This window comes from Paenibacillus chondroitinus NBRC 15376 (assembly GCF_004000765.1).
GTDB lineage: Bacteria > Bacillota > Bacilli > Paenibacillales > NBRC-103111 > Paenibacillus_E > Paenibacillus_E chondroitinus.
This window is the reverse complement of record NZ_BILW01000002.1, coordinates 49406-72286: the sequence shown is the minus strand read 5'-3', so window position 1 is coordinate 72286 and position 22881 is coordinate 49406. Positions and strand designations below refer to the sequence as shown.

Sequence of the window (22881 nt, the reverse complement as noted above, 5' to 3'; positions counted from 1 at the left end):
CTCATTAACCGAGCGGCTCTGTCGAACGGAAATACTCACTATTAGTGAGGGATCTTCAAAAACCAATTTAAATGCCAATTTTCAGAGGATGGATTAAATCCTAGCCTACGCCAGAAACGACGACCTTCATCGTCACGAGTATCCAAAATAACTCGTTCATAAGACGTTTCGCTTAGAGTCCGAAGAAAATGTTTCATCAATTTTGTCCCTAAACCTTGATTCTGCGGTTGAACTGTAAACCAACATATTTTAATTATGGGTTCGGGATAATCAAAGAGATATGACTCTTTATTTAATAAAATGGTTAATTGAAACTGTTTGGCTTGATAGAAAACATTAGTGCTGCTCCTATCCTCAAAACGTATAGGCAAATCATTATTGATCCGGACATTTCTATTTAGTAGGTCTGAGAACTCAGTTGCTAACTGATAAAATATCTGTTCTTCTAATTCATGAGTCAATTTCTTTGACGACATTGCCGTCGGAAAATGCCATGTAATTCGTTCCAAAATAATTCCCCCTTTTCGGTATGTAAAATAGTATTCAAAATTAATTAATTGTATGAATTCCTGCAATTCTAAGGTCCAAGGAGCAGCGATTTCATTCAAATATTCTTAGCTATTTTATGAGCTGATGCAGCACATGATAGACTCAAATGCTGGATTTTTACGCAAACGATCTCAAAAAGTAAGATGGAAGAAGGAAAATCGGAATTTTTAAAATTTTATCTCAAAATGAGAAAGTTAGTTATTGATGATAGGATTGCCGTTGCCGCGCGGTAGCACTGCACACAACCATCGATGCATTTACATATATTGTTAAACAAAAGCAGGGGAGGAATGCGCTTCTTTCGTGCTTTTTTTTGTAATTTAATCATAAAAAACGCTCGCCTGCTTATATTAGGTTGAGGTGATCAGACAAATGAATGCTATACCCGATATAAAACCAGGTGAAAGTTTAGCTAGTTATATTTACAGGTTGGCAAGAGCTAATTTTTATGCAAGTATGGAAAGCCTATTATCCGAGTGGAAGATGAGAGTTAGAGAATTAGAAAAGAATGTTTTTGCCGATTCCGTGATAGAGATAATCAAGGATATTACTGGTATAGGTAAGGATAGACTTCGTAAAATGAGTAACCAATATTTCAGTAATCAGTTTGGCGACATTTTTTACAATAAGTTTGTTATTCGTAATCAGCATAAATATTGCCCAGAGTGCTTTCAACAGCACGCATATCACAAGATAAATTGGATGCTTGAACCAGTAACAATTTGTTTGGATCATGAGCAGCTGCTTTTGGATGCTTGCCAGGGATGTCAAAGAAGACTTACTCTGGGAGGCTTGATGACTGGTGCTTGTGAATGGTGTGGTTTTTGTCATTATGAAGCATCTGGTAATAAAGTTAGTGATCCTTATCTTTTAGAATCCCAAAAAATTATACAAAATGAGCTTTTGAATAATGAGTTTATTTGTAGGGGGGCATTAAAAGGACTGAATCTGATTGAATTTTTAAAATTAGCCAGAAGCTGTAGCTACTTCCTTCAAGGCAATCTTAGTTTTATTGGAAAACCAATTGTGATTGAACCGTTTTATAAAAAGAACGTAACATTAAATAATGAAATGTCATGTTATAAATACGGAAATGTTTACTGGATATTTGTTGATTTTCCCAAAAATATAAAAATGGTTAAAAAGAAGTTTGATCAATTACCAAATCGGTATAAGCATGCAAAGATGCAAATGGCTAAAAAAATATCGTCCAATTCAAAGTGCGAAATTCTTCTCCGAAAAGTCCAAAATTTTATGGACAAACCGACAAAAGCGCGCGTTAGGCATGCTAAAAAGATGGTTCCAGTTTTAAAAAAACAACGTAAACAGAGGCAAGCCTGTGCCGCAAATGACAATGTTGTATTAACAAATGACGTGGCGGATCAAGATTGTATTACACGAGATGAGGCAAGTTCAATCTTGGGGATAATAGGAAAAGAGCAAATGAATAGAATCATTGATTCTGGCTTTTTGATTCTTAGGAGATACCCAAAGGCGCGCTGGTTTTTAAGTAAAAATGAAGTAGTAAATTTCCTTGAAAAATATTCTGGTGAAATTAAATCTATTGACAACGGCATTACTTTTTACAGTGCATTAAAAAAATATTCCCAATGTGGACTGAGCATGGTGAGATTGTTGATCTTCATAAGAGAAAGCAAACTGGAGCCGTTTAGAATAAAAAAGGGAGGTAATTTCACCGATGTAATTTTCCAATCATGTGAATTGGAAAGATGTATGAATGATTTGTATAAATTTCAGTATGAAAGGAAGGGATATACGAAAAGCGAATTGTTAAAATTATTACGAATGGATTTTTCTACAATAGATGCGCTTGAAGAGAGGGGGGTTATTAAGGCTAGTTTTGAAAAATCCAAGTTAGGTAATAGAAAAATCAAAATGTATGATAAAAAGACAATTGAAGATTTTCAAAAAAGATATATTGATTTAAAACAGGCAGCCTCAATGTTTAAGGTTACTATTCTCCATCTGAGAAAATTAATATGGAGTGGAGTTCTTCATGAAGCGCTGCCTGGAATTACAAAGAAATATATTGTAGATGTTAATGAAACTAGAGCCTTACTAGTTTCTAGCTGAGACCGTGCAAACGGTCTTTTTTATTTGAACAGATTTTTTAAACGATGCTTTTTATTTACTTCTTCTAAGGTCACCTTATAAAGTAAAACAAACCAATCTGGTTCTAAGAAAGAATGGTTTTTTAGTAATGTGTACTTGCTCACTATACCCTCTTCGAAACTTATAGAAATATACCCAATAAATTGATTAATTAAAGTCCTTTCAGCAAACCAAAAATTATAAATTTTTCTGTTGTAAATAGGTATTTCCAGACGAATAAAATGCTGATTGGATTTCAAAAAGTTTAATAAATTCATATTTTCACCTCCAATCTATTTATTTCCTTAAATATAAGTTTAATTCAAATGAAAAACTATCATACTACTAATAATAAGTATGGAGAGTGATGACTGTTGTTAAGAGTTGGGGGAAATTTACTATTATCTGTTAACGATTTGGTTGAGCTGATGAAAAAAGAAAGTGCACATATATATGTTATGTATCCAGCAGCATATGAGAATGATTTTAATGGGGTTATAGGCTCTTTTGAGAATATCATTTTGAAAATTGATCTATTCTCAGGTAATAATGATATGCGTCATGAAATGGAGGCGAATCATATCCATGAATTATTTCAAGCTGATAACAACGAGCAACCTCAGATATTATCTTTTGGTACATATGAAGAAATAAAAAAGGATATTGGAAAAAACTTACGCGCATCATTAAAGAAAAGAGGATTGAGCCAGGCTAATGCCGCTAGTATTTTGGGAATTTCAGACGCGGCAATTTCAAATATAATTAACGGGAGTACCTCCATAAAAATAGAAACAGTAGCTATGATAGAAGCACGGTTAGGCATTAAAAGGGATGAATTATTTCACGGCATCAAGTGGGATGAGCAAGCGTACAGTGACCAATACAGTGATAAGGACGCTGCCCCCTTAGATGAAGCATTAAACAAAATAATTGTCGCCATTACCCGAATTTCAAAAGAAGATGAAAATAATCATTTGAATTCCATAGTATCGTCCATTGAACGAATATCAGATAAGATTGGCATCGAGAACACAAATATTATTCTTGGGAAGATTGAAACGTTAACGAAAAGACTCTTGAATCCAGAAGATTTTCCAACTGCATGGTTTGTCGAAGAATACATTAATTTACTTGAGAACATAACCAAAGTATTCACTTCATATAAGCCCGGATATGAAACGAGCATGAAGCGAATTTTAGATTTTCTGAATTATTTGCAGTATCAGAACAAAAAAAATAAGGATCATGATTAACCAAAACTAAATCATATTTTGAAGGGAGCGTAGTAACTACGCTCCTTTTTTGCATTTCCATAAATATTGGCAGAGAAATTGAAAAGTTGTTTTTCAATATCCGGATGTATGCTGTTTATGAAAGCTGATGCGGTCAAAAAAAAAATCTTGTAATTCATTGGATTTGTCCGCGAGCCGCATATAGTAGGAGGGAACACAATTGAGTCAACTACAGCTGATTCCAGAAGTGCAACCTGGTGAAAGTTTTATGAGTCTTGCGCAACGACTTGCAAAGGCAAACTTTCATCAGACTTTACAGACATTCATCAATCGAAAAGGTAGTCATTTCGACTACAGGTCGAACCTTAACTATTACCAAGAGAAAAACCGTTGGAATAGTGAGATTGTGAATATCTTGAAAGAGCAAAATTATGAGAATGTGGACAACCTTACCCTAAATCAGTTTGATGGGTTGTTATTTGGTGGTTCATCCACGCTTCTACAAAGGCGGCAACACTATTATCAGTCAAAGGTTAAGTTTTGCCCGCATTGCCTAATGGAAGCTAATTACCATCGACTTGTGTGGGATGTGAGTATGGTGGGGGTATGCTTGAGACACGATTGTTTCTTAATTGAGAATTGTACTGGTTGCAATCGAGTTATCAGAATGAATGATTTGATAGGAGGTGGATGCATATGTGGGGTTAAATACGCCGACATTTGCGAAGTTGATAAGCCAAATGAAGACATTTTATCTGCGCAACGAATTATTCAAGGCTTTATAGCGGATGAAATTAACGAAGTGGTGACGGAAGAGGGCATTACACTTACAGGGAGGGACTACTTTAATGGGCTCGATTTACTATCAAAGCTTTTGGATGGCTTGCCGTTTGCCAACATGCAATTCGTATACTTCTCTGTCACTTTAGGAGAAGCGAACTACAGCTTACTAAGGGGAGATAAACGCAACCTCCTAATGATTATTTATCTCTCTACTGTAGCACATCACTTGTTAATGTCTCCAAATACGAATTTTGCCGCGGTCATTAATGAAATTGAAATTAATCGATCAAGCAATAGGCATATGCGGATAAAGAGGGAACTTTTCGGCAAAATCATTTGCTTAGAAAAATTTGCAGCGCACAAGAAAATTTATATTGATTTTCACAATACTGTAAATTTGGAGTTCACTCGAATGAAATACATTTTACAGCCAGAAGAATTTCGCTACTGTTCCTTGTTAGCGGCAAGGAAAATATTGAAATGTGATGACGTCATCTTGAAAAAGCTAGTGGATAGTGGGGTATTCGAAATTATGTCTCGAAAGGTGGGGCGGCGCAAGCTAACGTTAGTAGAAATTAAAAGTGTTGAGAAGTATGCCAAGAGAAGAGAAGAGTTTATTACAAGTATAGAAGCAGCTATGATGCTTGGTGTTACAGGTGACATCATTAGAAAACTAAGTGATATGAAGTTACTGCCCATCGAGCATGGTCCAGGGAAAGATGTGTTTGGAAGACGTCAATTTCATCCAAGTGCTATTAACCGATTGCTAAAGGAACTCGAGGAAGTATGCGTTAAGGAAACTTCAGACAAGTCAAAAGGGGTGCCTTTTGATTCTCAACTCTTAAGGGAAATGCACTATCACTCTAGTTTTGCTAACGTCCTAAAGCAAGTTTTGTCCGGTAATATCAGCTGTTGTTGTGACACTGAGGTCAAAAGGTTCGCAGATGTAAAACTCAACCGTGTAGAGCTTATGAATTACATTGGTTCTAAAAAGAACAAATAACAAAAGAAAAGGGGTATTTAAATGCAAACTGTGATGATTGAAAAAGGGGTCCGTTTTAAGATGAATGAAAGCGTATTTGAGATTTCGAGAGAGCATCTGCCAGGTAAATTTATTATCAAGAACTTAACTGGTAATAGCGAAGTATTATATGACCTGAAGGATTTGATGCTGTTACATGAGAATGGCTCATTAAAGTTCGAGCCAATTGGTCCGGCAACAAGCTTGTTGGAGTCGTCAGGGGTACGTGAAAACAAAATCGTTGATTACTCGATGCTCCCCGAATCTGAGAGAAAGACTGCTGCTGCGCGATATGATGCAATAAAACCGCTGCTGCCTTTTGCAGGTCAAAAAATGTCTCGTTATTTTGATGCCAGGGAAAAAGAACTTGAACTCTTTGGGAATAAAGTATCCGCAATGTCACTAAGGCGGTGGTTCAATGCTTTTGTATTTAGTGGCGGAGATATCACGGCACTGGTTCCCAATACTGCTGAATGTGGCACGGGAAATCGTATGTCGAACGAGGTGGAGGAGAAGATCGATGGCATATTGGATAGTTTTTACGCAAAAAGAGAAAAACCGTCCGGTAAAGATGCTTATGCGATGCTTGGAGATTCAATTGAAAATATTAACAAATTTCGAACGGAGGAAACGAAAATCAAGATGCCTTCCTACAATACAGTTCTTAGGCGTATTGCGGCAAGAAACCCGTTAGAATTGTTAGAGAAAAGAGAAGGAAAGAAATACGCATTTGATAAGTTAAGTTCTGTTAATACAAGGGTGAAACCGACAATCCCTTTGGAAGAAGTAGAAATGGATCATACCAAACTTGATTTGTTTGTAGTTGATGATGATACCAGATTACCTCTGGGTAGACCTTGGATTACAATTGCAATAGATAAAGCGACGGGAAACCTAATTGGCTTATATGTAGCATTTCACTCACCTTCTTATGTGTCGGTGATGAAAACTATGAGGCATATGATGACATCCAAGTATTATGTTAAGGAATTATACCCAGAGATTAAAAATGAATGGGTAGCGTACGGGGTGCCAAGATTGTTAGTGCTGGATAATGGCAAGGAGTTTAGGAGCCGTTCATTGCTAGATGCATGCAAACAGCTTGGAATTAATGTGAAATTCTGTCCACCGCGCAAACCTTGGTTTAAAGGTCAAGTGGAGCGCACTTTCCGAACGCTTAACCAGCAACTTATCCACCAGATGCCGGGTACTACATTTTCAAACGTAGTAGATAAGAAAGATTACGATCCAAAAAAGAATGCGATTGTGGGTTACAAAAAACTTATTTATCTTATTCACCGCTGGGTAATTGATGAGTATTCTCAACAATACAACAAGGGTGTTAAAGGTTCGCCTGCAAAGCTATGGAGGGATCATATTGAGAAACATGGGCGTCCAGCATTTCTCGACGATTCTGAAAAATGGGATATCGTTTTAGGGAAATTGAAAACAGGATCCACTATTCAACGTCCTGGTATTCAATATCAATACCTTTTTTATAACTCCCAAGCTTTACAAGAATTAAAGCTTGAGTTAATGAAGAAACGCATCAACACCGTTGATTTTAAGTATGATCCTTCAGATCTATCTCAAATTCATGTTTATAATGAGTTGAATAGAACGTTTATCACGGTACCTTGTTCTGACCAAGACTATAGCCAAGGATTGCAAGAGTTTACCCATAAACTTCTTGTGCGTGATATTAACAAACGTAAGAAAGAAGTAACCTGGAAGGAGTTAAACAGCTCAAAGGCAAGATTGATGGCTGAACTTAAAAGTGAGTCGAAAAGAACGAGTGGAGCTAGAGCTGCTGCCCACTTTCAGCCTTCGTCAGCAGAGATTGCTTCATCTAATGCAATTGATGCCCTGAAGGAAAATGTGAAGATGGCGAATCTAGTTCGTAAGCATTTCAATTACAATGAAGAACAAACAGAATGGGGGGCGGTAAACAATGCAAACATTAACGCGTGAGGACAAGTTTAGGTTTATTGAGGGATTTCGGATTATTCATCCTCAATTCCAAAAAGCGATGAATTTTATCGAAGAGGTTCATCATGAATCCACCTATTCGTCAGATCCGTTGTCTGTGCTTATCTATGGGGATTCTGGTGCTGGAAAGACGACCATTTATGAGACGTATATCGCCAAGTTTAATAAAGTGGAAAGTCAAACGGTAAATGGAATGAAAACTTCAACTCGTGTAATTCTTTATGCCAGCGTTCCGAGTCCGGCATCTCATATCAATTTGACTGAAAGGCTACTCACAGAGTTAGGTGATCAGTATCCTAACAGGGGTACGTCATCACAAAAATATAACAGACTCGTGAATTTGATTAGTCTTAATAGAGTGGAGCTCATTTTACTTGATGAGTTCCAGCATTTTGTTGATCGCGACAAGGAGAAAGTGATTTATAAAATTTCCGATTGGTTCAAATCTTTGATCAATCAGACAAAAGTACCCTTTGTCTTGTTTGGCTTGGAGGATTCAAGTTTGGTACTAGATTACAATCCTCAATTAAGTCGGCGCTTTCCCATTCGACTCAATTTAAAGCCATTCGGTTATCATAGCAAGAGTGAGGTAGAAACATTTCGCAGATTGATGCATGAAATTGATCTACAACTTGCAGAAATATTTGTTAGTCCTGCAATGCTCGCAGATGAGTTAATGTGTGATCGAATGTACTACGCCACGAGGGGATCCATTGATTCCATTATGAAGCTGATACGAAAAGCAGCCAAATATGCAATTGATCGTGAAGCGGAATGTATTGAACTAGCCGATTTTGCTAGAGCATACGAACTTTACACACACGTAAGTATGGGGAAAACAGTTAATCCCTTCCTTATCGAAGACTTCTCATTATCAAAATTTCCTTTAACGTAAATCGGTGAGGGTCCCTTTCAAAAAGCCAAGCTTAATTGCTTGGCTTTTATATTTGTGCGCCAGGAATGGACGTCATCATTAGGGTGGAAGTCCCGAACGCCTACTGTTAGCCAAGTGTAAGGGGGGTTGTCGCGAGGTAGATTCTGCAGGCTGAAAGATATCGTTCCTATCTTTGGAGGCTACAGAAAAAATGTGAAGTAACTTCGTAATCGTAGCCCAAAGGATAACGTCGAACCTGTAGGAGTCAACAGACGCCATAGTACGGGACGCTGAAAACTGGATAAGCTGACTTAAAGAAGAGGAGAAACCGATGCGTCTGAACAGTGAGCAACGACTGCAGCAAACTTCACATGAAGCCTCGCGGCAAAGAGAAGCGGATGCTTAAGGGACTTAACCTCAGAGCCGCGTTCAAACGCGTTAAACAAAACGATGGAGCCCCTAGCACAGACAACATGACGGTAGCTGAGCTACAAGTGCACGGATGGGAACGATGTGAAATCGGGAAGAAGGAACTTCAATCAGGAACTAACAGACCGATGGAAGTCAAACTGTTGGAAATCCTAAATCAAATCGGAGGCGGATGATATTCAACCGTATGGATGACCGCTTGATCCAGTAAGCCCTGATGCAAGTGATAACGCCGTTATTCGATTCGCAATTTCACCGAAGACTACGGATGTGTGAAGGCAATGGATGTTAAGAAATCCGTACTTCGAATCTTTCGTGTTCTTATAGAATGATGGCTACTTACGGTGAGTATTTATATTTTTTGCTATTTTGATAGGTATATCTTGCAGTTCATACGCAAAAAATTAATATGATCTGCAGAAATAACGTTTTCATCAAAGGAGCTAATACAACCTACATATTCGTTAGTTCCTGCAACGTTTATTTCAAGCTTAACTTTATTAATAAGACATAGATGTAATCTGCTATCCGTTTCAATTGCAATACGTTGTTTTTTTATCCTCATCAAATATCATCCTTTTTCTACAAAATAATAAAAGCACCGATTAACCCTTCTTCACGGTTAATCGGTGCTTCCGATAAGCTAAAAATAGCATAATATCCTATAAAACGCAATATGGATGGAAGCTAGGTACATGAAGATCTATTTCAATAAAATACACTACAGGAGGAATTTTGGTGAGTAGAATATGTTTCCCTAAAGAAATTATGTCATCTCCAAAGCGATATTATCTCAGAATTTCTTGGGATAAAACAAAACCGATATTAACCGCTTTGCTTCTAAATCCTAGTAAAGCCAATCATATAAAGTCTGATGCAACCTCAAATTTTATGGTTGATTTTGCTAAAGCAAATGGGTTTGGGACGTTAATTTTAGTCAATGTTATTTCCTTTATTGAGCCAAAATCAACTAAATTAAGATTGTATAGTTCAGCCTTTGATGAAATAAATAAGAAATATGTCCGAAGAGCTCTTAAGCTGGGAAGCGAAATCATTGTTGGTTGGGGCGAAAAGGGAGAATTTGCTGCATTACAGTTATCGGATTTAATTGAAGAGTTCCAATATAAAATGGTTTGTTTTAGATACAATCAAAACCGGAGTCCAACTCAAGCAACATATATGCTACGAATTATGAGAAAGGAGAAAAAGGAGCCTCAGGATTTAAAAGTAATTAAATTTGAAAAATAAAAAAACAAATTTTACAGCTGCTGTGGCAATTTTGACTGGATGTTTCTTTTTATGAATATCAACACTTATAATTTTCATTCTTTAAGGATTTATTTCCTAAATATGCCGCAAAAAAGAATAAACCACTATTAAATGGCACAAAAATCAATAAAAAACAAACCGTTTGTTCACCAGACGGTTTGTTTTTATTTGAATTTTTATGTTTTTTTATTATTCATGGAAGGAATTTTGCTGACTTGTCAATTAACGACAAATTTCGACCATTTGATTATGTTATGTTTTATCGTAGGTGAAAAATAGTCATATTTTCTTATTATTTATCGAATATTTTTTATAGAATGATTCGAATTAACCACGAGAATTTACAACTAGGAGGACTTTAGATGTCATTACCCGTACCAGAAGGTTTACAGTCAGAGGTTTTGTATTTGCCAGAAAAGGGTCACTTTGTAGTATTGGGTACAGCAGGAAGTGGTAAAACAACGTTGGCAATCTTACGATCAGCTTATTTAGCGTCTACACATTGCAAACCAGGCGAGCGAGTAATGCTCGTTACTTTTAATAAAGCACTAGTTACTTACTTGAAGTCAATTTCTGATAGTAGATACTCTAATGTGGATGTCTTAAACTATCACAAATTTGCACGTGGATATCTAAATTCAAGAAATAAAATGGGTTGGGGAGTTATCGCCTCATCAGATACTAAAAACGATTTAATAAAAAAAGCATTGACACGTGTGAGATTTGAAAATCCAAATGTTAGTACGCTTGAAAGAAATTCCGAGGTCTTTATCGAAGAGATAAGCTGGCTTGAAAAGATGGGGATTCGAACTTTAGAGCAATATGAATCAGTAGAACGTATTGGCAGAAGCGGGACGTGGATAGCTAGAGCTAATCGAAAATATTTCTTTTATGTGTATCTCGAATACTTGGAGTTGCGGGCAGAAGAAGGACATAAATATGATTTTGAAGATTTAGCACTTCATGTATGCGACGAATTAAAAGTAGATAGTTCCAAAAGAATGTATAAGCATATTATTCTAGACGAAGGTCAAGATTTTTCGCCAATGATGCTCCTTTCGTTGGCATTAGCTGTACCTAAAGATGGAAGCTTAACATATTTTGGTGATGTTGCTCAACAAATTTACGGTAGCCGTATTTCTTGGAGATCCGCAGGTTTAGTTAATCCCAGAATATGGAGATTTGAACAAAATTATAGAAATACTCGGGAGATTGCTTCACTTGGATTAGCGATCTCAAAAATGAAGTATTTTCATGAAGATACAGATTTAATTGAACCTAAATTTTCTCGAGCTTCTGGTCCTAAACCTGCGTTATTGGAATTCAACTCTGAAAAGGACGAGCTAGACTTTTTTATAGAAAATGTAATTCGTAACAATAGAACAAGAACGATTGCGATATTAGTGCGAGATCGTGAAACGGTTAATCAAATTATCAACAAAGTAAGACAAATATATCCGATTCAGGAGTTATACGGCGAAATGAGTAGGTGGCTCTCCGATCCAAGAGTATCTGTGGGAACGTATCATTCCGCTAAAGGATTAGAATTTGATACCGTCATCCTACCATATTGTAATTCTTTACGGCTACCTGCCGAAGAAAGAATTCTAGCTTTAGAAAGTTATGAAGAAGCGCTTAGTGAAGAAATAAAGTTACTTTATGTTGGAGTAACCAGAGCAAAATCAGAACTATACATTTCATACTCAGGTGCATTAACTGAATTGCTCCCTAGAGAAAGAGAATTATATCACGAAGATGATGAGGACAGCTATGACAACTAATAAACAACTTTTAGAGCAAAAGGGTATAACCAGACTTTGTCATTTTACCAAATCAAATAAGTTACCTCATATTTTGTCCAAAGAATCAGGCATCGTTGCAAATACAGAACTAGATGATCAGATAGAATTGTTGAGTAAAAATGACCCTTTAAGATTGGATGGAAAAGAAGATTATGTTTGCTGCACAGTTCAGTATCCTAACACATGGTATTTAAGAAATATAAAAAACAATGACCCATTATTCACTGAATGGGTTATAATTTTGATTAACCCCTACCTAGTTACGAATGATACCACTCTTTTTTGTCATAGAAATGCTGCAGCCGGAAGAGGAGTGTACATCAAAGAAGGTTATGAAGGATTTTCAGGAATGTTTAATCAAACGGTTCAAGGACAAAGACCAATGAATAGAACACAAAGAATGCTCTCTTGTTGTGCGACAGATGACCAAGCTGAAGTTTTAATTTATAAAAATGTTTCTCGAAGTGATATATTAGGTTTGGTTGTACCAAATGAAGAGCAAGCTAGGAAGGAAAAAGCAAGATTAAAGTTTATTAAAGGTGTGCCGGATGATCTAACCTTTATTATTGCACCAGATCTTTTTGAGGTTTCTTGGAGTGCAATGGTTCGAAATGGGCAAGTACCTTCAGAAATACTCTATAGAGAGGAATGAAGGAATAATGCATTCACAAAATAAAGTTCAAACTATTGATAAATATATGGGTTCCATGCTAGGGGCAATGATTGGAGATGCCCTTGGATGGGTGTATGAAGATCGTGGAATGAATACAAACAAAAAAGATTTTATACAGAAAAACTTTATTTCTTGGAATAGAAAAAGTGGAGGACGTTATCAGCCTCATCAAGAAGAAATTTCTGCTGGCTCTTATAGCGATGATACTCAATTAATATTTGCTACAGCAAGAAGTTTGGGATATAAAAATTGGTTTTCACATTTCGTCAAAGTCGAGTTGCCCGCTTGGCTGGTTTATGAAAGAGGTGGCGGCGGAGCAACAAAAAGGGCTGCTGACACTTGGAGTAGTGGGAATCCACCGTGGAAAGTTGATAAACAAAATCTAGATGATGTTAAAAGATATTTTGAAGCGGGTGGAAATGGCGTTACGATGCGTATCATGCCGCACGTGTTTTTCTGTAGAGGTAGAATAGAAGAATTAACAAATCAAGTGTTTTTAAATGGAATTGCTACCCATGGACATCCTAGGGCATTATTAAGTGCAATTGTTTATGCCTGGGCATTACACTATTTAGTGGAGAAAGAGAGCTCATTGGATTATGGGGAGTTAATTGCATATTTAATTGAAAATAAAATTAGATGGTCCCAATTTCCTAAAGTGAATAATATAAAGGAATGGCAAGATACAGCTTTTAACATCACTAACGGTCAATATATGAAAACTTGGGAAGAAACTGCTAATGAAATAGTTGTGGGATTAGAATTGTCTCAAAAAGCTGTCAAAAGAGGGCTTCTTGATTCGAAAATGGATACCTTAACAAAATTAAATTGCTTTGACAAGAAAACTCGTGGAGCAGGTACAGTTGCAACGTTAGTAGCCATTTATATGGCTTCTAAGTACGCGGCTGACCCAAGTGCAGCCATTATGGATTTGGCATCAATGGACAATGCAGACACAGATACTAACGCTTCAATGGCTGGTGCTTTACTTGGAGCAATACATGGAACGGAATGGATCCAACCCGAATGGTTTCTAGTTCAAGATTATAGTTATGCGAGAACATTAGTAAATAATATGGGAAAAACAATTTACGAAGACGTAAATGAGAGATTATGGCATTGGTCAGATAATAAAAAGTTCAAAGAAAAAATTACTAACTTAAAAAATGAAAAAGAGGAATTTTCATTTGGACCGTTTTCTTCGTTAAAACTGATTGAAAAAATCAATAATAAATCATCAACAAATAAAATTGATGTAAATACATATAAGTTCTCATCAGTCGAAGGTCAAACTTTTTATGTTAAAGTAATAAAGAAAATCGACGTTAATCATGAATTTAAAGCGGATAAGCCGATTGTGAATGTAAAGCAGAATGCGGAAGAAATATTTATAAATTTAAACGGGAAAGATTTTGAATATTTAAGTAAAATCCTACCTCCAAGAGTAACAGTAAGTACCGTTTTTAATATTTTTTCTGAAATTTTAAAAGAAGAGTCGGTTTCTTCCGATGTAACTTCGAGCGATTTGAATTTGATGGTTACAAAATATGTAAGTAAGAGCCTTGGGGAAAAATCAGTACAAGATTTAGTTGCATTCATAAAATCAAAAATGAAATAGTAGGAAGTATCTAACTATAAAAGCGCAGATAAAACCTGCGTTTTTTATTTCTTTAGATGTATGACAAATTGATTACTGTAATATTTGAATGAGCAATGACAGTAGTTTTGATTAGAAAGGGTTATGTGAATTTTTATTATTGAGAGGTGTCTTAATGAGTTTGGGAAATTTCGGTGACGTATGGAAGCATGCTGTATTGATCGAATTAATTGATCAAATTTTTAAAAATAAAGGGAAACTGCATTACGTTGAAACGCATGGTTCTGTTATGAAAGGGAGAGTAGGCTCCTCTAATAGCGGGAAAGATGGGATTTACCAAATATTGAAGAACTTTGAAGTTAATTGCTTGAACACTAATTATATAAATTTGCAAAATTTCCCCACTAAAATATCTGATGATTTTGATTATTATTCGTCTTGGGGACATATTTACAAACACTTGAACAAGATAATTAATCTAAAGCATAATATTATTATGGATATTTGTGAAATAGAAAAAGAAAAATATACAAATGTAATAAATGATATAAACAATGCTAGCTGGAATGTGAATTACAAAAATATCGATGGTTTTAAATATTTGGAAGAGTTAATAAGTAGGAAATGTAAACCGGACATTGTCTTTATTGATCCATTTTGGAAGAATATAAAATTGGAGGGAGAGTTCAAGGATCCTAATAATAACATTCTTCTATGGGATTACGTATATGTTGCAAATGCCATAAAAACCATGAATGATGCTAAAATTGACTTTATAATATGGTATCCGCTTTATAAGAATAAAATGAGAGATGAAGTTAGTGAATTTAAAGAGATGCTATCAAGTTTAACTCTGGTGAACTACCAATATGATAATGGTGGGAAACCATCTTCTCAATTTATGTATGAAACAGGAATGCTTTTCTCAAAAAATTTAGCCACTTTCATTCCTAATATTAAACAAGAATTAAGCTATTTTAATAATAGTATTAATTCTTGGAGAGTTGAAAAATCATTTGCCTAAAGTGCAAAAAAACAATTAACATTACAACACGGTGATTTAGGGTCATTATGCATATTTCAAAAAAACAGTGGATGAAACTTGATTTATTATTTGATTTAGTGGGTTAACCAAACCAGTGCATTCGCACTGGCTTATTTTTTAGGAGATGTGGGTGAGAACTAAATCATTATAACGTTCGTTGGGATAATCCGTCAGCGCCGTGCAAGTAAATAATTAAAGTTATCTGCGGATACAGGAATGTTAAGAGGAGCTATTTGTGCTGATTATATTGAGACAGACAATTTCGATATCTTTCCTGAAATGCAATGCTGTATAGTAAAATTGATCGCTTTTTGAGTTTCAAGTTATACAAGGTTGAAGGAGACGCACTATGTCAAACGCGCAAATGGGTATATTGATTCGTCTATCGTGCCATAGTAGGCAATGGTTGATGAAGCTTTCCAAGCTCTCCAAAACCGCAAGGAACATCAAACCAATTTACCTGCACCATTGGGTGTCTGTAGCATGCTAGCTACGAGAAAATTCTTTTGCGCTATTAAATCACTTCTGATATATTTTACTTTATCGAATAAAAGGAGGATTTTGTAAATGATCAACGGGGATACTGAAGTTAAAAAATTTCACATTGTAAAAGATCTCGATGAAAAGTTAAATGTTATTCATATTAAAGAGGACTTATCCATAGACGAACTAAGAGCTTTGGTGGTGGAGTTCAAAACTATTAATAAAGCAGATCTAAATGAAAAATATTTAGTAAATCGATTTGTGGAATTCTTGAATAATAAAAGCTTTAACGCAAAGGACGTAGTTCTCGGGGCAACAATCGACTTACATATGTAAATTTAAATGATTATATACATCCTTCCTAAATATATTTATTGGGGGGAGATTTATGGACAATTTTAGTGAGAGTTTTAATGAATTATTAGTTAATGGATTATCGGTAAAAGATTTCGTTTCCTTAACTAAGGAATCACAAGCTAAGACACTCTCTTATATCAGAAATGATGAATTGCTTGCACTTATTAATGATAATATGTATAAACCATTTGTCCAATCTGTAAATAGTGCTTTGCCAAACGAAAGATTAAAAGAATTGTCCCTAATTGCTCATATTTATTTTAGTGATGATTTTTTGATTAATACAAAGTCAACTTTTATTAAATTAATGTTTGATCTTTTGGTGAGAGAAGAGATTCAATGGGAAAGCGACATCATTTTATAAAGAACAGTCGACATCTTGTATGATGTCGACTGTTCTTTAGTTAAGCTTTAACAATTAATATCCGTTATATTTAAGGATTAGGCTATGTTAATTATAAATGTTGTTTTAGCCCAAAAGAAAACCACCCTATGAAAAGGCGGTTAATTACTTGCGTTCTGCGTTAATTGAATCGCGATTATTCCGTTAAAAGACAAGAACTAATATCTCATAGCGAAGCGTGACCCCGCGGTTTTCCGACAGCCGCTTCCTGCTGTCAAATTAAATAAACGATAGCCATTTAGCGAAAGGATACTTACTTTACAACTACCTGACGATCACTTTAGTTCAAAATCAGGTGTATTGATTCTTTCTGACACATTTTTACCGCTAACGCTATCATCAAAGCTAATTTCTTTAATTAGATGGTACGTTCCCTTAGACAGCCATTGTAAAAGCCAGACTTGCATCGTTAGTGATTCACCTGGCTGTAATTGGTATCCGACCGCAGCGAAAGCGAAGTTACTTTGTGTCAAAGTATATCATGTATGCTTGCATGGTTTCTTTTTTTGCCATAGCTGCTTTTGTCTATGGTTATGGTAAAGTCACTGCTGTACTGATTATTCCGAATGACTTCACTGGCTTCCACTTTACTACTCACGGGTGCCACAAAGACATTTTTTCGTGTTCTATTGGATACTTAATATTACATCCAGAAATCCGCAAGCACTTTTGTCAAAGCAAAATGTCTTTCTTCGAGAGTGCTTGGGTTCCAATCATTATACTTCGATAATTCCTTGGTAATAGTAAAGTCGGTCATGCCTTTGGATAAGTAGGTCTTTACTTTTTTATCGAATGAACGGTTGTTGGCAGATGAATTTTTCATCCGGCTAAGTAACACCAAATTGCCTAAACGATGAGTCCAGAATTTGCGTGTCTCATCATTGAAATCAGCGGACCATTCCGATGAAGGATTCTGTGGCAACACGTGCTCAACAGTTATGACGCCGGTATAGGCTTTCATAATGTTATGATTTTCACTAAGCAACATGTCCAATCGAAGTAGAACATACTTACAATATTTCTTTTTGTAGAAATTTGGGGAGTCTATAGCTGCTACGACATCACCTTCATATTGTGTTATATCAAAAAGATCATCATCAAGTATTTTTGTTACATCATTTTCTATCTCGATGATTTGTAAGAGGCGATTCATCTCAACAATTCTTGCCGTTGGTGTGATTTCGAGAAGCCAGTTTGTAGCAACAAGCTTTTCTAACTTGACTAAAAAGGTATAAATGTCGTTCTCATCTGTGAATTTTCTTGCAAAACTTATGTAGACTGGGATCCAATCGGAATTGGGGATGTAATCTCTCATAATTGACATTAAATTATAAAGCTTAGGATTTCTAGTCCGAACATGTGCATTCATTAAATGTTCCTTATAGATATCCGCTATTTCCTCAATCATTTCAATGAACTGCTTTCCTCTAAGACGGGAATTTTTCTTAAAGATAATTTCTTCGTATTCCGCGATAATGGATTTTTTGGCTTTATCTTTTACCAAGATGGTTCTGATGTGTCCAATTAGTTCATCAAATTTATCCCGTCCGAGTTCTTCTTCAACGTCTTCCCATTTTTTCTGATATCGTTCTTTTGCAGTATTATCGGCTACTTCGCCAAGGTTGGAGCTTTTTAGCAAGTCAGCAGTCGATAAAGGCATTCCTCTATCATTTAAAATAGAAAACAGTCTGTATGCCGATGTAAAACTACCTGTTTTTACATATACCAATACGCAATTGTTAAAAATGAATTTAATCATTCGATCTAGTAATTCATTATGAAGTTGGTCATTAATAAAAAACTTTTGACTGAAAGTCGATATGGCTTCAACCATGTTTATCTGCGATTCGCTTATAAGTCTGTTATCCAGAAAAGTAACAGATTCTGTTCCTTGTATTGTGAGAATATGTTTTTTGAAAAAGTCGCGATCTTTTTCTCTTACCAGTAAACGCACTTTTTCTGGAATATTTTCATAGACATTAGCCATTTGATATATTTTTTCTTGCAAGAACTTTTTTGCTTCGCTAACTTGTACTAAATCGCGCAGAACTGCGAGCAAAATGGTCAATGTCGTCAGCCGCTGCTGACCATCTACAACATCATATATGCCTGCTCCATCTGGTTTTTCTTCTTTAACCTGAAGAATGATACTTCCTAGGAAGTAGTTATCTTCAATCCTGTGAAGATCTGCATACTCCATGGCATCTTTTATATCTTCGAACAATTGGTCAAAGTTATCTTTTTCCCACGAAAAGGGGCGTTGGTAACCAGGGATTTGAAAAAGGAATTTAGCAGAGAAGAGGTCTTTTAATAGTATTTCTTTTGCTTCAATTTTTCCGTCGATCATATGAACAACCTCCCATTACTTGGAAACTATGAATATCTTATCATGGAAGAGTTTGGTTGTAAAAAAGAAACTAGTTCAAAAGATTCATGTAAATCTACGCATATGTATCCGAATTTTCAATCGGGATTTTTATTATCTCCATAAATCGCGTCCTTTTGTGCGTTTACTGCAAATAAAATCCTCCTTTACGATATTTGTAGTCAAGCGGATGCGTGAAGCTACAAGGGGTTAAATGAAGAAGACAAAAAATACGGATGCTTTAAAGGGGAGCATACGGCGGCTTGATGAAATCTTTATCTGGGATGATTGAACCAAATTGGAATTTACCATTAACGATGAGATAGTATTCAAAATCCAAGTAGTTCAACTTTTTTCAACGACGTCCTGATTTAGATTGATCTCTACGAAAAACCGCTTAACGCGGGTATAATTATCGCCTCGGCTTATAAACCATTCACGTAACATCACGAGTCCAAATTCGGTGACAGGACGACTTGGAGAACCAAGTCGTCTACAGCAATCGATAAAATGAATGAGTATAATTTCATCTCTTTGCTTCCACCATTTTTCTAAAAATGAACATGCCATGCTTATGATATGCTTCTTGTTGATCTTCATTTTTGCTTGACATTATCTTGCATCTAACTATTACCGAGATCAAGCAATAATTTCTTCAGTCTCTTCGCCTTCATCTTCCTTAAAATAATTCTATTGATGGCTAACTCTTCTGGGTACTCCTCGCCAATTTGTTCTAGCATTGTAATGTGCCGTTCTAGGTTCTGAACTATACGCTCCAGTCTTTCTAGTTCCATTTTATTATTTCCCTCCTAGGTTGTTAAGCAAGCTTGCTGAAATGATATCGACTCAGTAGTCAATGCTTTTAATGAACTTGTAAAGTCCAAACCGAGCTGAACAAGTGAGTCATTTTCATTTGCACGTTTCATACAATTTGAAATCGCTTGTTTTTTTGAAATTACCCATTTGAATGAATCAATGAATTCTCCCAAATTACGGTTTGACTTAACGAGATTTATTAACCAAATACACAGCACGATATTTCCTTTTGTATACCCCTTTTCAGGATCGAGCCTTTCGACTGACATATGAAAAAAAGATTTAGGACCTTTTACATTCCAATCCATTTCCACGTCAGTATAAAAACATTTTTCCTTTTGGGCAAAGTATAGTTCTTCTAAATAAGTTGCCAGTTCAGCAGCAGGTAGGCATTTAAACGATTCTTCACTTTTTTTGTACCTACTTCTTGCCGATACTGCCAGTGCATAAAACTTGTTTTTCTTCATTTTCTCAGCAGTTACTTTGGATGTACAAACTTTGCATCTCGAATTAAATCCATAAACACCGCCACTTCCTTTCGTATTCGAATAAAAGTTTTTTCGGTTAAGTGGCTTGTAAGCTCTACACATTGAACACCGTTTTTGAAGTTTACTACCGACAACACGATATGGGCTATTTGCCCTTTTTTTATGTAATATTTGCACAAAAACTAACCACCTTTGTATTTTTGGGCTGAGTGTATTGAACTAAGGAGGACTAGGTGAACAACTTTTTCAACCTCTCAACCTGATACCTCTTCAAGTATCTTAAAGCAATTGAAACAATTGGACTAGAGTCACCGACTTGCTCAGAACTTTTAATAAAAAGTTCTAGATTTTGAACTACAAGTTCAAGTTCCTTATATGTACTCGTAATTCTTTCTTTTCTTGTTATCAACAAACTGGTCAGAATCTTGGTTTCATTTTTCACTTTAGTAACTCCTTTTGTTTTTTTGCTTTGTTAAAATGCTGCTAGCTAGCAGCATTTCCGTTAATTGGTGAAAATAAACATAGAAATACAAAAAAACTTTTTCATTATCATGGTAATGAAAAAGTTTTTCTCAGCATTTATGATTTTTTTTTCGTAAATTATCAAGTTTTTTGGTAATAAAAAAGAATTCTCAATTTATCTGCGAATTTGTATAAGAAATATCATTTAATTTGCAATTATTGTATCAACATTACTGGCAACGCCCTTGATGTGACGCGGGTTACCGGAAACAATTTTTTCAATCTTTTTGGGGGCTTACAATGCTTTTGGCTGCTGCCCTTCTACATACTGCTTACGGGTGCATCTCCTTCCATTGTAAGGGCTGGATTGATGGCCATGGTGGCGCTGTACGCGGCAAGAAAAGGAGTAACGAAGGATGTGCTGCACAGCATGGCAATCGTGGCTTGGGTCATGCTGGTGTGGAATCCGTATTTCTTGCTGGATGTCAGCTTTCAGCTTTCTTTTCTGGTTACTCTCGGACTCATTCTTGGCGTACAGCGTGTAAATGATTTGCTTAAAGGTTGGATAACTTCCTCCGTCTTAAGAAACACAGCGTCAATAACCCTTGTTTCGCAATTCGTTTCCTTTCCTGTTTCCATCTATTATTTCAATCAATTTTCCTTGCTTTCCTGGCTGGCGAATGCCGTTCTGGTGCCTGTTATCAGTTTAGCTGTATTTCCTGCTGGTATTGTGGCGGTCGTTGCGGGACTATTGTATTTGCCGGCTGGCCAAGGAATAGGGTGGTTCATTTCGTGGTTGAATGATGCAATTTTTTGGGTGACAGACAAGCTGCAGCAGTTATCCCTATTCAAACAGATCTGGCCCACCCCAAGCTTGCCGTGGATTGCTTTTTATTATCTGCTGTTGATTGGGATTTATGGGTTATGGAGGCGCTGCATGCTCGGCAATATGGATGAGCCCCCGATTAGGCTGGAAAGTTTACAAGACAGAGGTGGAGCGAAATACGCGGTAGGGTTATGGCTTGCCGTAGGGGGGTTCCTTGTCCTATTATGGATCGGCTATTCCCCTGACAGACTGGAGAGAACCGGACTTGTTCAATTTATAGATGTGGGGCAAGGGGATGCCATCTTTATTCGAACGCCGTATGGGCGAAATCTTCTGATAGATGGCGGAGGCACAATTTCGTTCAGCAAGGCCGGCGAAGGTTGGAAAACAAGAAAAGATCCTTATGAAGTAGGGAGAAAACTGCTGGTTCCTTTGCTTAAAAAGCGTGGTGTCCATCAATTGGATATGCTGGTGCTGTCTCACGAAGATACCGACCACAGTGGAGGGCTTCAGGCTGTTATGGAACAAATTCCTGTTAAGCAATTTATGTTCAATGGTACCTACAATCCGAATAATGGCATAGAAAAACTATTCCAAACTGCTCTAGATCGCAAAATCCCGATACTTGCCGGGGAGCAAGGCGGATGGATTCAGATCGATCCTGTGACCCGACTGCGGGCTTTGTATCCTTTTTCAGAAACAGTGGATCATGTTGAGGTTGTGAAGGAACAGAATGAGTATTCTATTGTACTCCAGCTGGAAATGATGGGAACGAAGTGGCTTTTTACAGGAGACATGGGAAAAAATTCGGAGCTGGCCCTTCTGAGTCGTCTGAAAGAAAACAAAGAGGAGCAGGGCCGACTCGATGTTCTGAAAATAGCGCACCACGGCAGCAAATACTCTACTTCGCAGGAGTGGCTGGATTATTGGCAGCCCCGAACGGCTGTGATTTCAGTAGGAGTTGGAAATCTATACGGCCATCCTGCGCCCGATGTCATAGAGCGGTTAAGAAATTTTGGTTCACACGTATTTCGAACAGATCGGATGGGAGAGGTTCAGTTGGAAGTTCGCAAAGATGGGCTATTTTCGCGTACGAAAATCGTCTTGCCTTAATGTTTTAAGTCTTGGCCTCCGGGGGCTTCGATTGCTGCTGAGCTGTTTCGTTCTGCTGCTTCCATGGCGGGTCTCCGTTTTTGTGAAGGAGTTGATTGATCAGATATGTACCGAGTGGTACAACAAAAGAAAGGATTGTACAGATCAAGACCAGGCCGGAAGGCATTAAGCCTAAAAAAGTTGACCACATGGC

At 36.6% G+C, this 22881-nt stretch carries 19 protein-coding genes; 13 read left to right on the top strand and 6 right to left on the bottom strand.

All coding sequences use genetic code 11. From position 1 onward, the window contains the following. Positions 1–41 precede the first annotated feature (41 nt). Positions 42–509 (bottom strand): GNAT family N-acetyltransferase, encoded by a 468-nt coding sequence (locus tag PCH02S_RS02815; RefSeq protein WP_127449884.1) that lies wholly within the window; start codon positions 507–509, stop codon positions 42–44. A gap of 412 nt (positions 510–921) precedes the next feature. Between PCH02S_RS02815 and PCH02S_RS02810 the strand changes: the two genes are divergently transcribed. Beyond that, entirely contained in the window at positions 922–2643 is a 1722-nt protein-coding gene (locus PCH02S_RS02810; RefSeq protein ID WP_127449882.1) for a TniQ family protein, read from the top strand. Between the two features lie 20 nt (positions 2644–2663). Here the strand turns inward: PCH02S_RS02810 and PCH02S_RS02805 are convergent, their stop codons facing one another. Next, positions 2664–2939, bottom strand: a complete 276-nt coding sequence (locus PCH02S_RS02805; RefSeq protein ID WP_127449880.1) for a hypothetical protein — start codon at positions 2937–2939, stop codon at positions 2664–2666. A 96-nt stretch (positions 2940–3035) separates the two neighbouring features. On the opposite strand from PCH02S_RS02805, the gene PCH02S_RS02800 reads away from it, so the two are divergent. The 11 genes from PCH02S_RS02800 to PCH02S_RS02750 all read left to right on the top strand — a co-directional run bounded on the left by PCH02S_RS02800 (position 3036) and on the right by PCH02S_RS02750 (position 16579). After that, positions 3036–3914 carry a helix-turn-helix domain-containing protein gene (locus PCH02S_RS02800; RefSeq protein WP_127449879.1) on the top strand — a complete coding sequence of 293 codons (879 nt, stop codon included), beginning with the start codon at positions 3036–3038 and terminating at the stop codon, positions 3912–3914. Between the two features lie 199 nt (positions 3915–4113). Then, the gene (locus PCH02S_RS02795) at positions 4114–5679 is read left to right on the top strand and encodes a TniQ family protein (protein ID WP_127449877.1); all 1566 of its coding nucleotides are present in this window, start codon (positions 4114–4116) and stop codon (positions 5677–5679) included. A 21-nt stretch (positions 5680–5700) separates the two neighbouring features. Further along, a complete protein-coding gene (locus PCH02S_RS02790) occupies positions 5701–7668 on the top strand; it encodes a Mu transposase C-terminal domain-containing protein (protein ID WP_127449875.1) in 1968 nt (655 codons plus the stop codon). After that, a complete protein-coding gene (locus tag PCH02S_RS02785; RefSeq protein WP_127449873.1) occupies positions 7649–8581 on the top strand; it encodes a TniB family NTP-binding protein in 933 nt (310 codons plus the stop codon). The genes PCH02S_RS02790 and PCH02S_RS02785 overlap by 20 nt, the downstream gene beginning before the upstream one ends. 1146 nt (positions 8582–9727) lie before the next feature. After that, positions 9728–10237 (top strand): DUF1643 domain-containing protein, encoded by a 510-nt coding sequence (locus PCH02S_RS02780; protein WP_127449871.1) that lies wholly within the window; start codon positions 9728–9730, stop codon positions 10235–10237. A gap of 383 nt (positions 10238–10620) precedes the next feature. Continuing rightward, the gene (locus PCH02S_RS02775) at positions 10621–12039 is read left to right on the top strand and encodes a 3'-5' exonuclease (RefSeq protein ID WP_127449869.1); all 1419 of its coding nucleotides are present in this window, start codon (positions 10621–10623) and stop codon (positions 12037–12039) included. Further along, positions 12029–12712 carry a DarT ssDNA thymidine ADP-ribosyltransferase family protein gene (locus tag PCH02S_RS02770; RefSeq protein WP_164819414.1) on the top strand — a complete coding sequence of 228 codons (684 nt, stop codon included), beginning with the start codon at positions 12029–12031 and terminating at the stop codon, positions 12710–12712. The genes PCH02S_RS02775 and PCH02S_RS02770 overlap by 11 nt, the downstream gene beginning before the upstream one ends. A 7-nt stretch (positions 12713–12719) precedes the next feature. After that, a complete protein-coding gene (locus tag PCH02S_RS02765; protein ID WP_164819413.1) occupies positions 12720–14351 on the top strand; it encodes an ADP-ribosylglycohydrolase family protein in 1632 nt (543 codons plus the stop codon). A 154-nt stretch (positions 14352–14505) separates the two neighbouring features. Then, positions 14506–15354, top strand: coding sequence for a hypothetical protein (locus PCH02S_RS02760; protein ID WP_127449864.1), 849 nt, complete (start codon positions 14506–14508; stop codon positions 15352–15354). Between the two features lie 588 nt (positions 15355–15942). Continuing rightward, complete coding sequence (locus tag PCH02S_RS02755) at positions 15943–16194, top strand: hypothetical protein (RefSeq protein WP_127449861.1); 252 nt, start codon at positions 15943–15945, stop codon at positions 16192–16194. 52 nt (positions 16195–16246) lie between these two features. Then, on the top strand, positions 16247–16579 hold the full coding sequence (locus tag PCH02S_RS02750; protein ID WP_127449859.1) for a hypothetical protein: 333 nt from the start codon (positions 16247–16249) through the stop codon (positions 16577–16579). 682 nt (positions 16580–17261) lie between these two features. Here PCH02S_RS02750 and PCH02S_RS02745 read toward each other — a convergent pair. The 3 genes from PCH02S_RS02745 to PCH02S_RS02735 all read right to left on the bottom strand — a co-directional run bounded on the left by PCH02S_RS02745 (position 17262) and on the right by PCH02S_RS02735 (position 20729). Continuing rightward, positions 17262–18965, bottom strand: coding sequence for a DUF262 domain-containing protein (locus PCH02S_RS02745; RefSeq protein ID WP_127449858.1), 1704 nt, complete (start codon positions 18963–18965; stop codon positions 17262–17264). Positions 18966–19792: 827 nt separating this feature from the next. Continuing rightward, complete coding sequence (locus PCH02S_RS02740; protein ID WP_127449856.1) at positions 19793–20464, bottom strand: hypothetical protein; 672 nt, start codon at positions 20462–20464, stop codon at positions 19793–19795. A gap of 52 nt (positions 20465–20516) precedes the next feature. Further along, positions 20517–20729, bottom strand: coding sequence for a hypothetical protein (locus tag PCH02S_RS02735; protein ID WP_127449854.1), 213 nt, complete (start codon positions 20727–20729; stop codon positions 20517–20519). A gap of 270 nt (positions 20730–20999) precedes the next feature. Here PCH02S_RS02735 and PCH02S_RS02730 point away from each other — a divergent pair, with 270 nt between their 5' ends. Further along, positions 21000–22688 (top strand): ComEC/Rec2 family competence protein, encoded by a 1689-nt coding sequence (locus tag PCH02S_RS02730; RefSeq protein ID WP_164819412.1) that lies wholly within the window; start codon positions 21000–21002, stop codon positions 22686–22688. Positions 22689–22692: 4 nt separating this feature from the next. Here the strand turns inward: PCH02S_RS02730 and PCH02S_RS02725 are convergent, their stop codons facing one another. Further along, positions 22693–22878, bottom strand: a complete 186-nt coding sequence (locus PCH02S_RS02725; protein WP_127449851.1) for a hypothetical protein — start codon at positions 22876–22878, stop codon at positions 22693–22695. Between the last annotated feature and the right edge of the window lie 3 nt (positions 22879–22881).

Coding starts and splice junctions, on each gene's coding strand:
- PCH02S_RS02805 (WP_127449880.1), bottom strand. CDS start 2,939: ATGAATTTATTAAACTTTTTGAAATCCAATCAGCATTTTATTCGTCTG.
- PCH02S_RS02775 (WP_127449869.1), top strand. CDS start 10,621: ATGTCATTACCCGTACCAGAAGGTTTACAGTCAGAGGTTTTGTATTTG.
- PCH02S_RS02725 (WP_127449851.1), bottom strand. CDS start 22,878: ATGTGGTCAACTTTTTTAGGCTTAATGCCTTCCGGCCTGGTCTTGATC.
- PCH02S_RS02760 (WP_127449864.1), top strand. CDS start 14,506: ATGAGTTTGGGAAATTTCGGTGACGTATGGAAGCATGCTGTATTGATC.
- PCH02S_RS02755 (WP_127449861.1), top strand. CDS start 15,943: ATGATCAACGGGGATACTGAAGTTAAAAAATTTCACATTGTAAAAGAT.
- PCH02S_RS02810 (WP_127449882.1), top strand. CDS start 922: ATGAATGCTATACCCGATATAAAACCAGGTGAAAGTTTAGCTAGTTAT.
- PCH02S_RS02785 (WP_127449873.1), top strand. CDS start 7,649: ATGCAAACATTAACGCGTGAGGACAAGTTTAGGTTTATTGAGGGATTT.
- PCH02S_RS02770 (WP_164819414.1), top strand. CDS start 12,029: ATGACAACTAATAAACAACTTTTAGAGCAAAAGGGTATAACCAGACTT.
- PCH02S_RS02765 (WP_164819413.1), top strand. CDS start 12,720: ATGCATTCACAAAATAAAGTTCAAACTATTGATAAATATATGGGTTCC.
- PCH02S_RS02745 (WP_127449858.1), bottom strand. CDS start 18,965: ATGATCGACGGAAAAATTGAAGCAAAAGAAATACTATTAAAAGACCTC.
- PCH02S_RS02790 (WP_127449875.1), top strand. CDS start 5,701: ATGCAAACTGTGATGATTGAAAAAGGGGTCCGTTTTAAGATGAATGAA.
- PCH02S_RS02750 (WP_127449859.1), top strand. CDS start 16,247: ATGGACAATTTTAGTGAGAGTTTTAATGAATTATTAGTTAATGGATTA.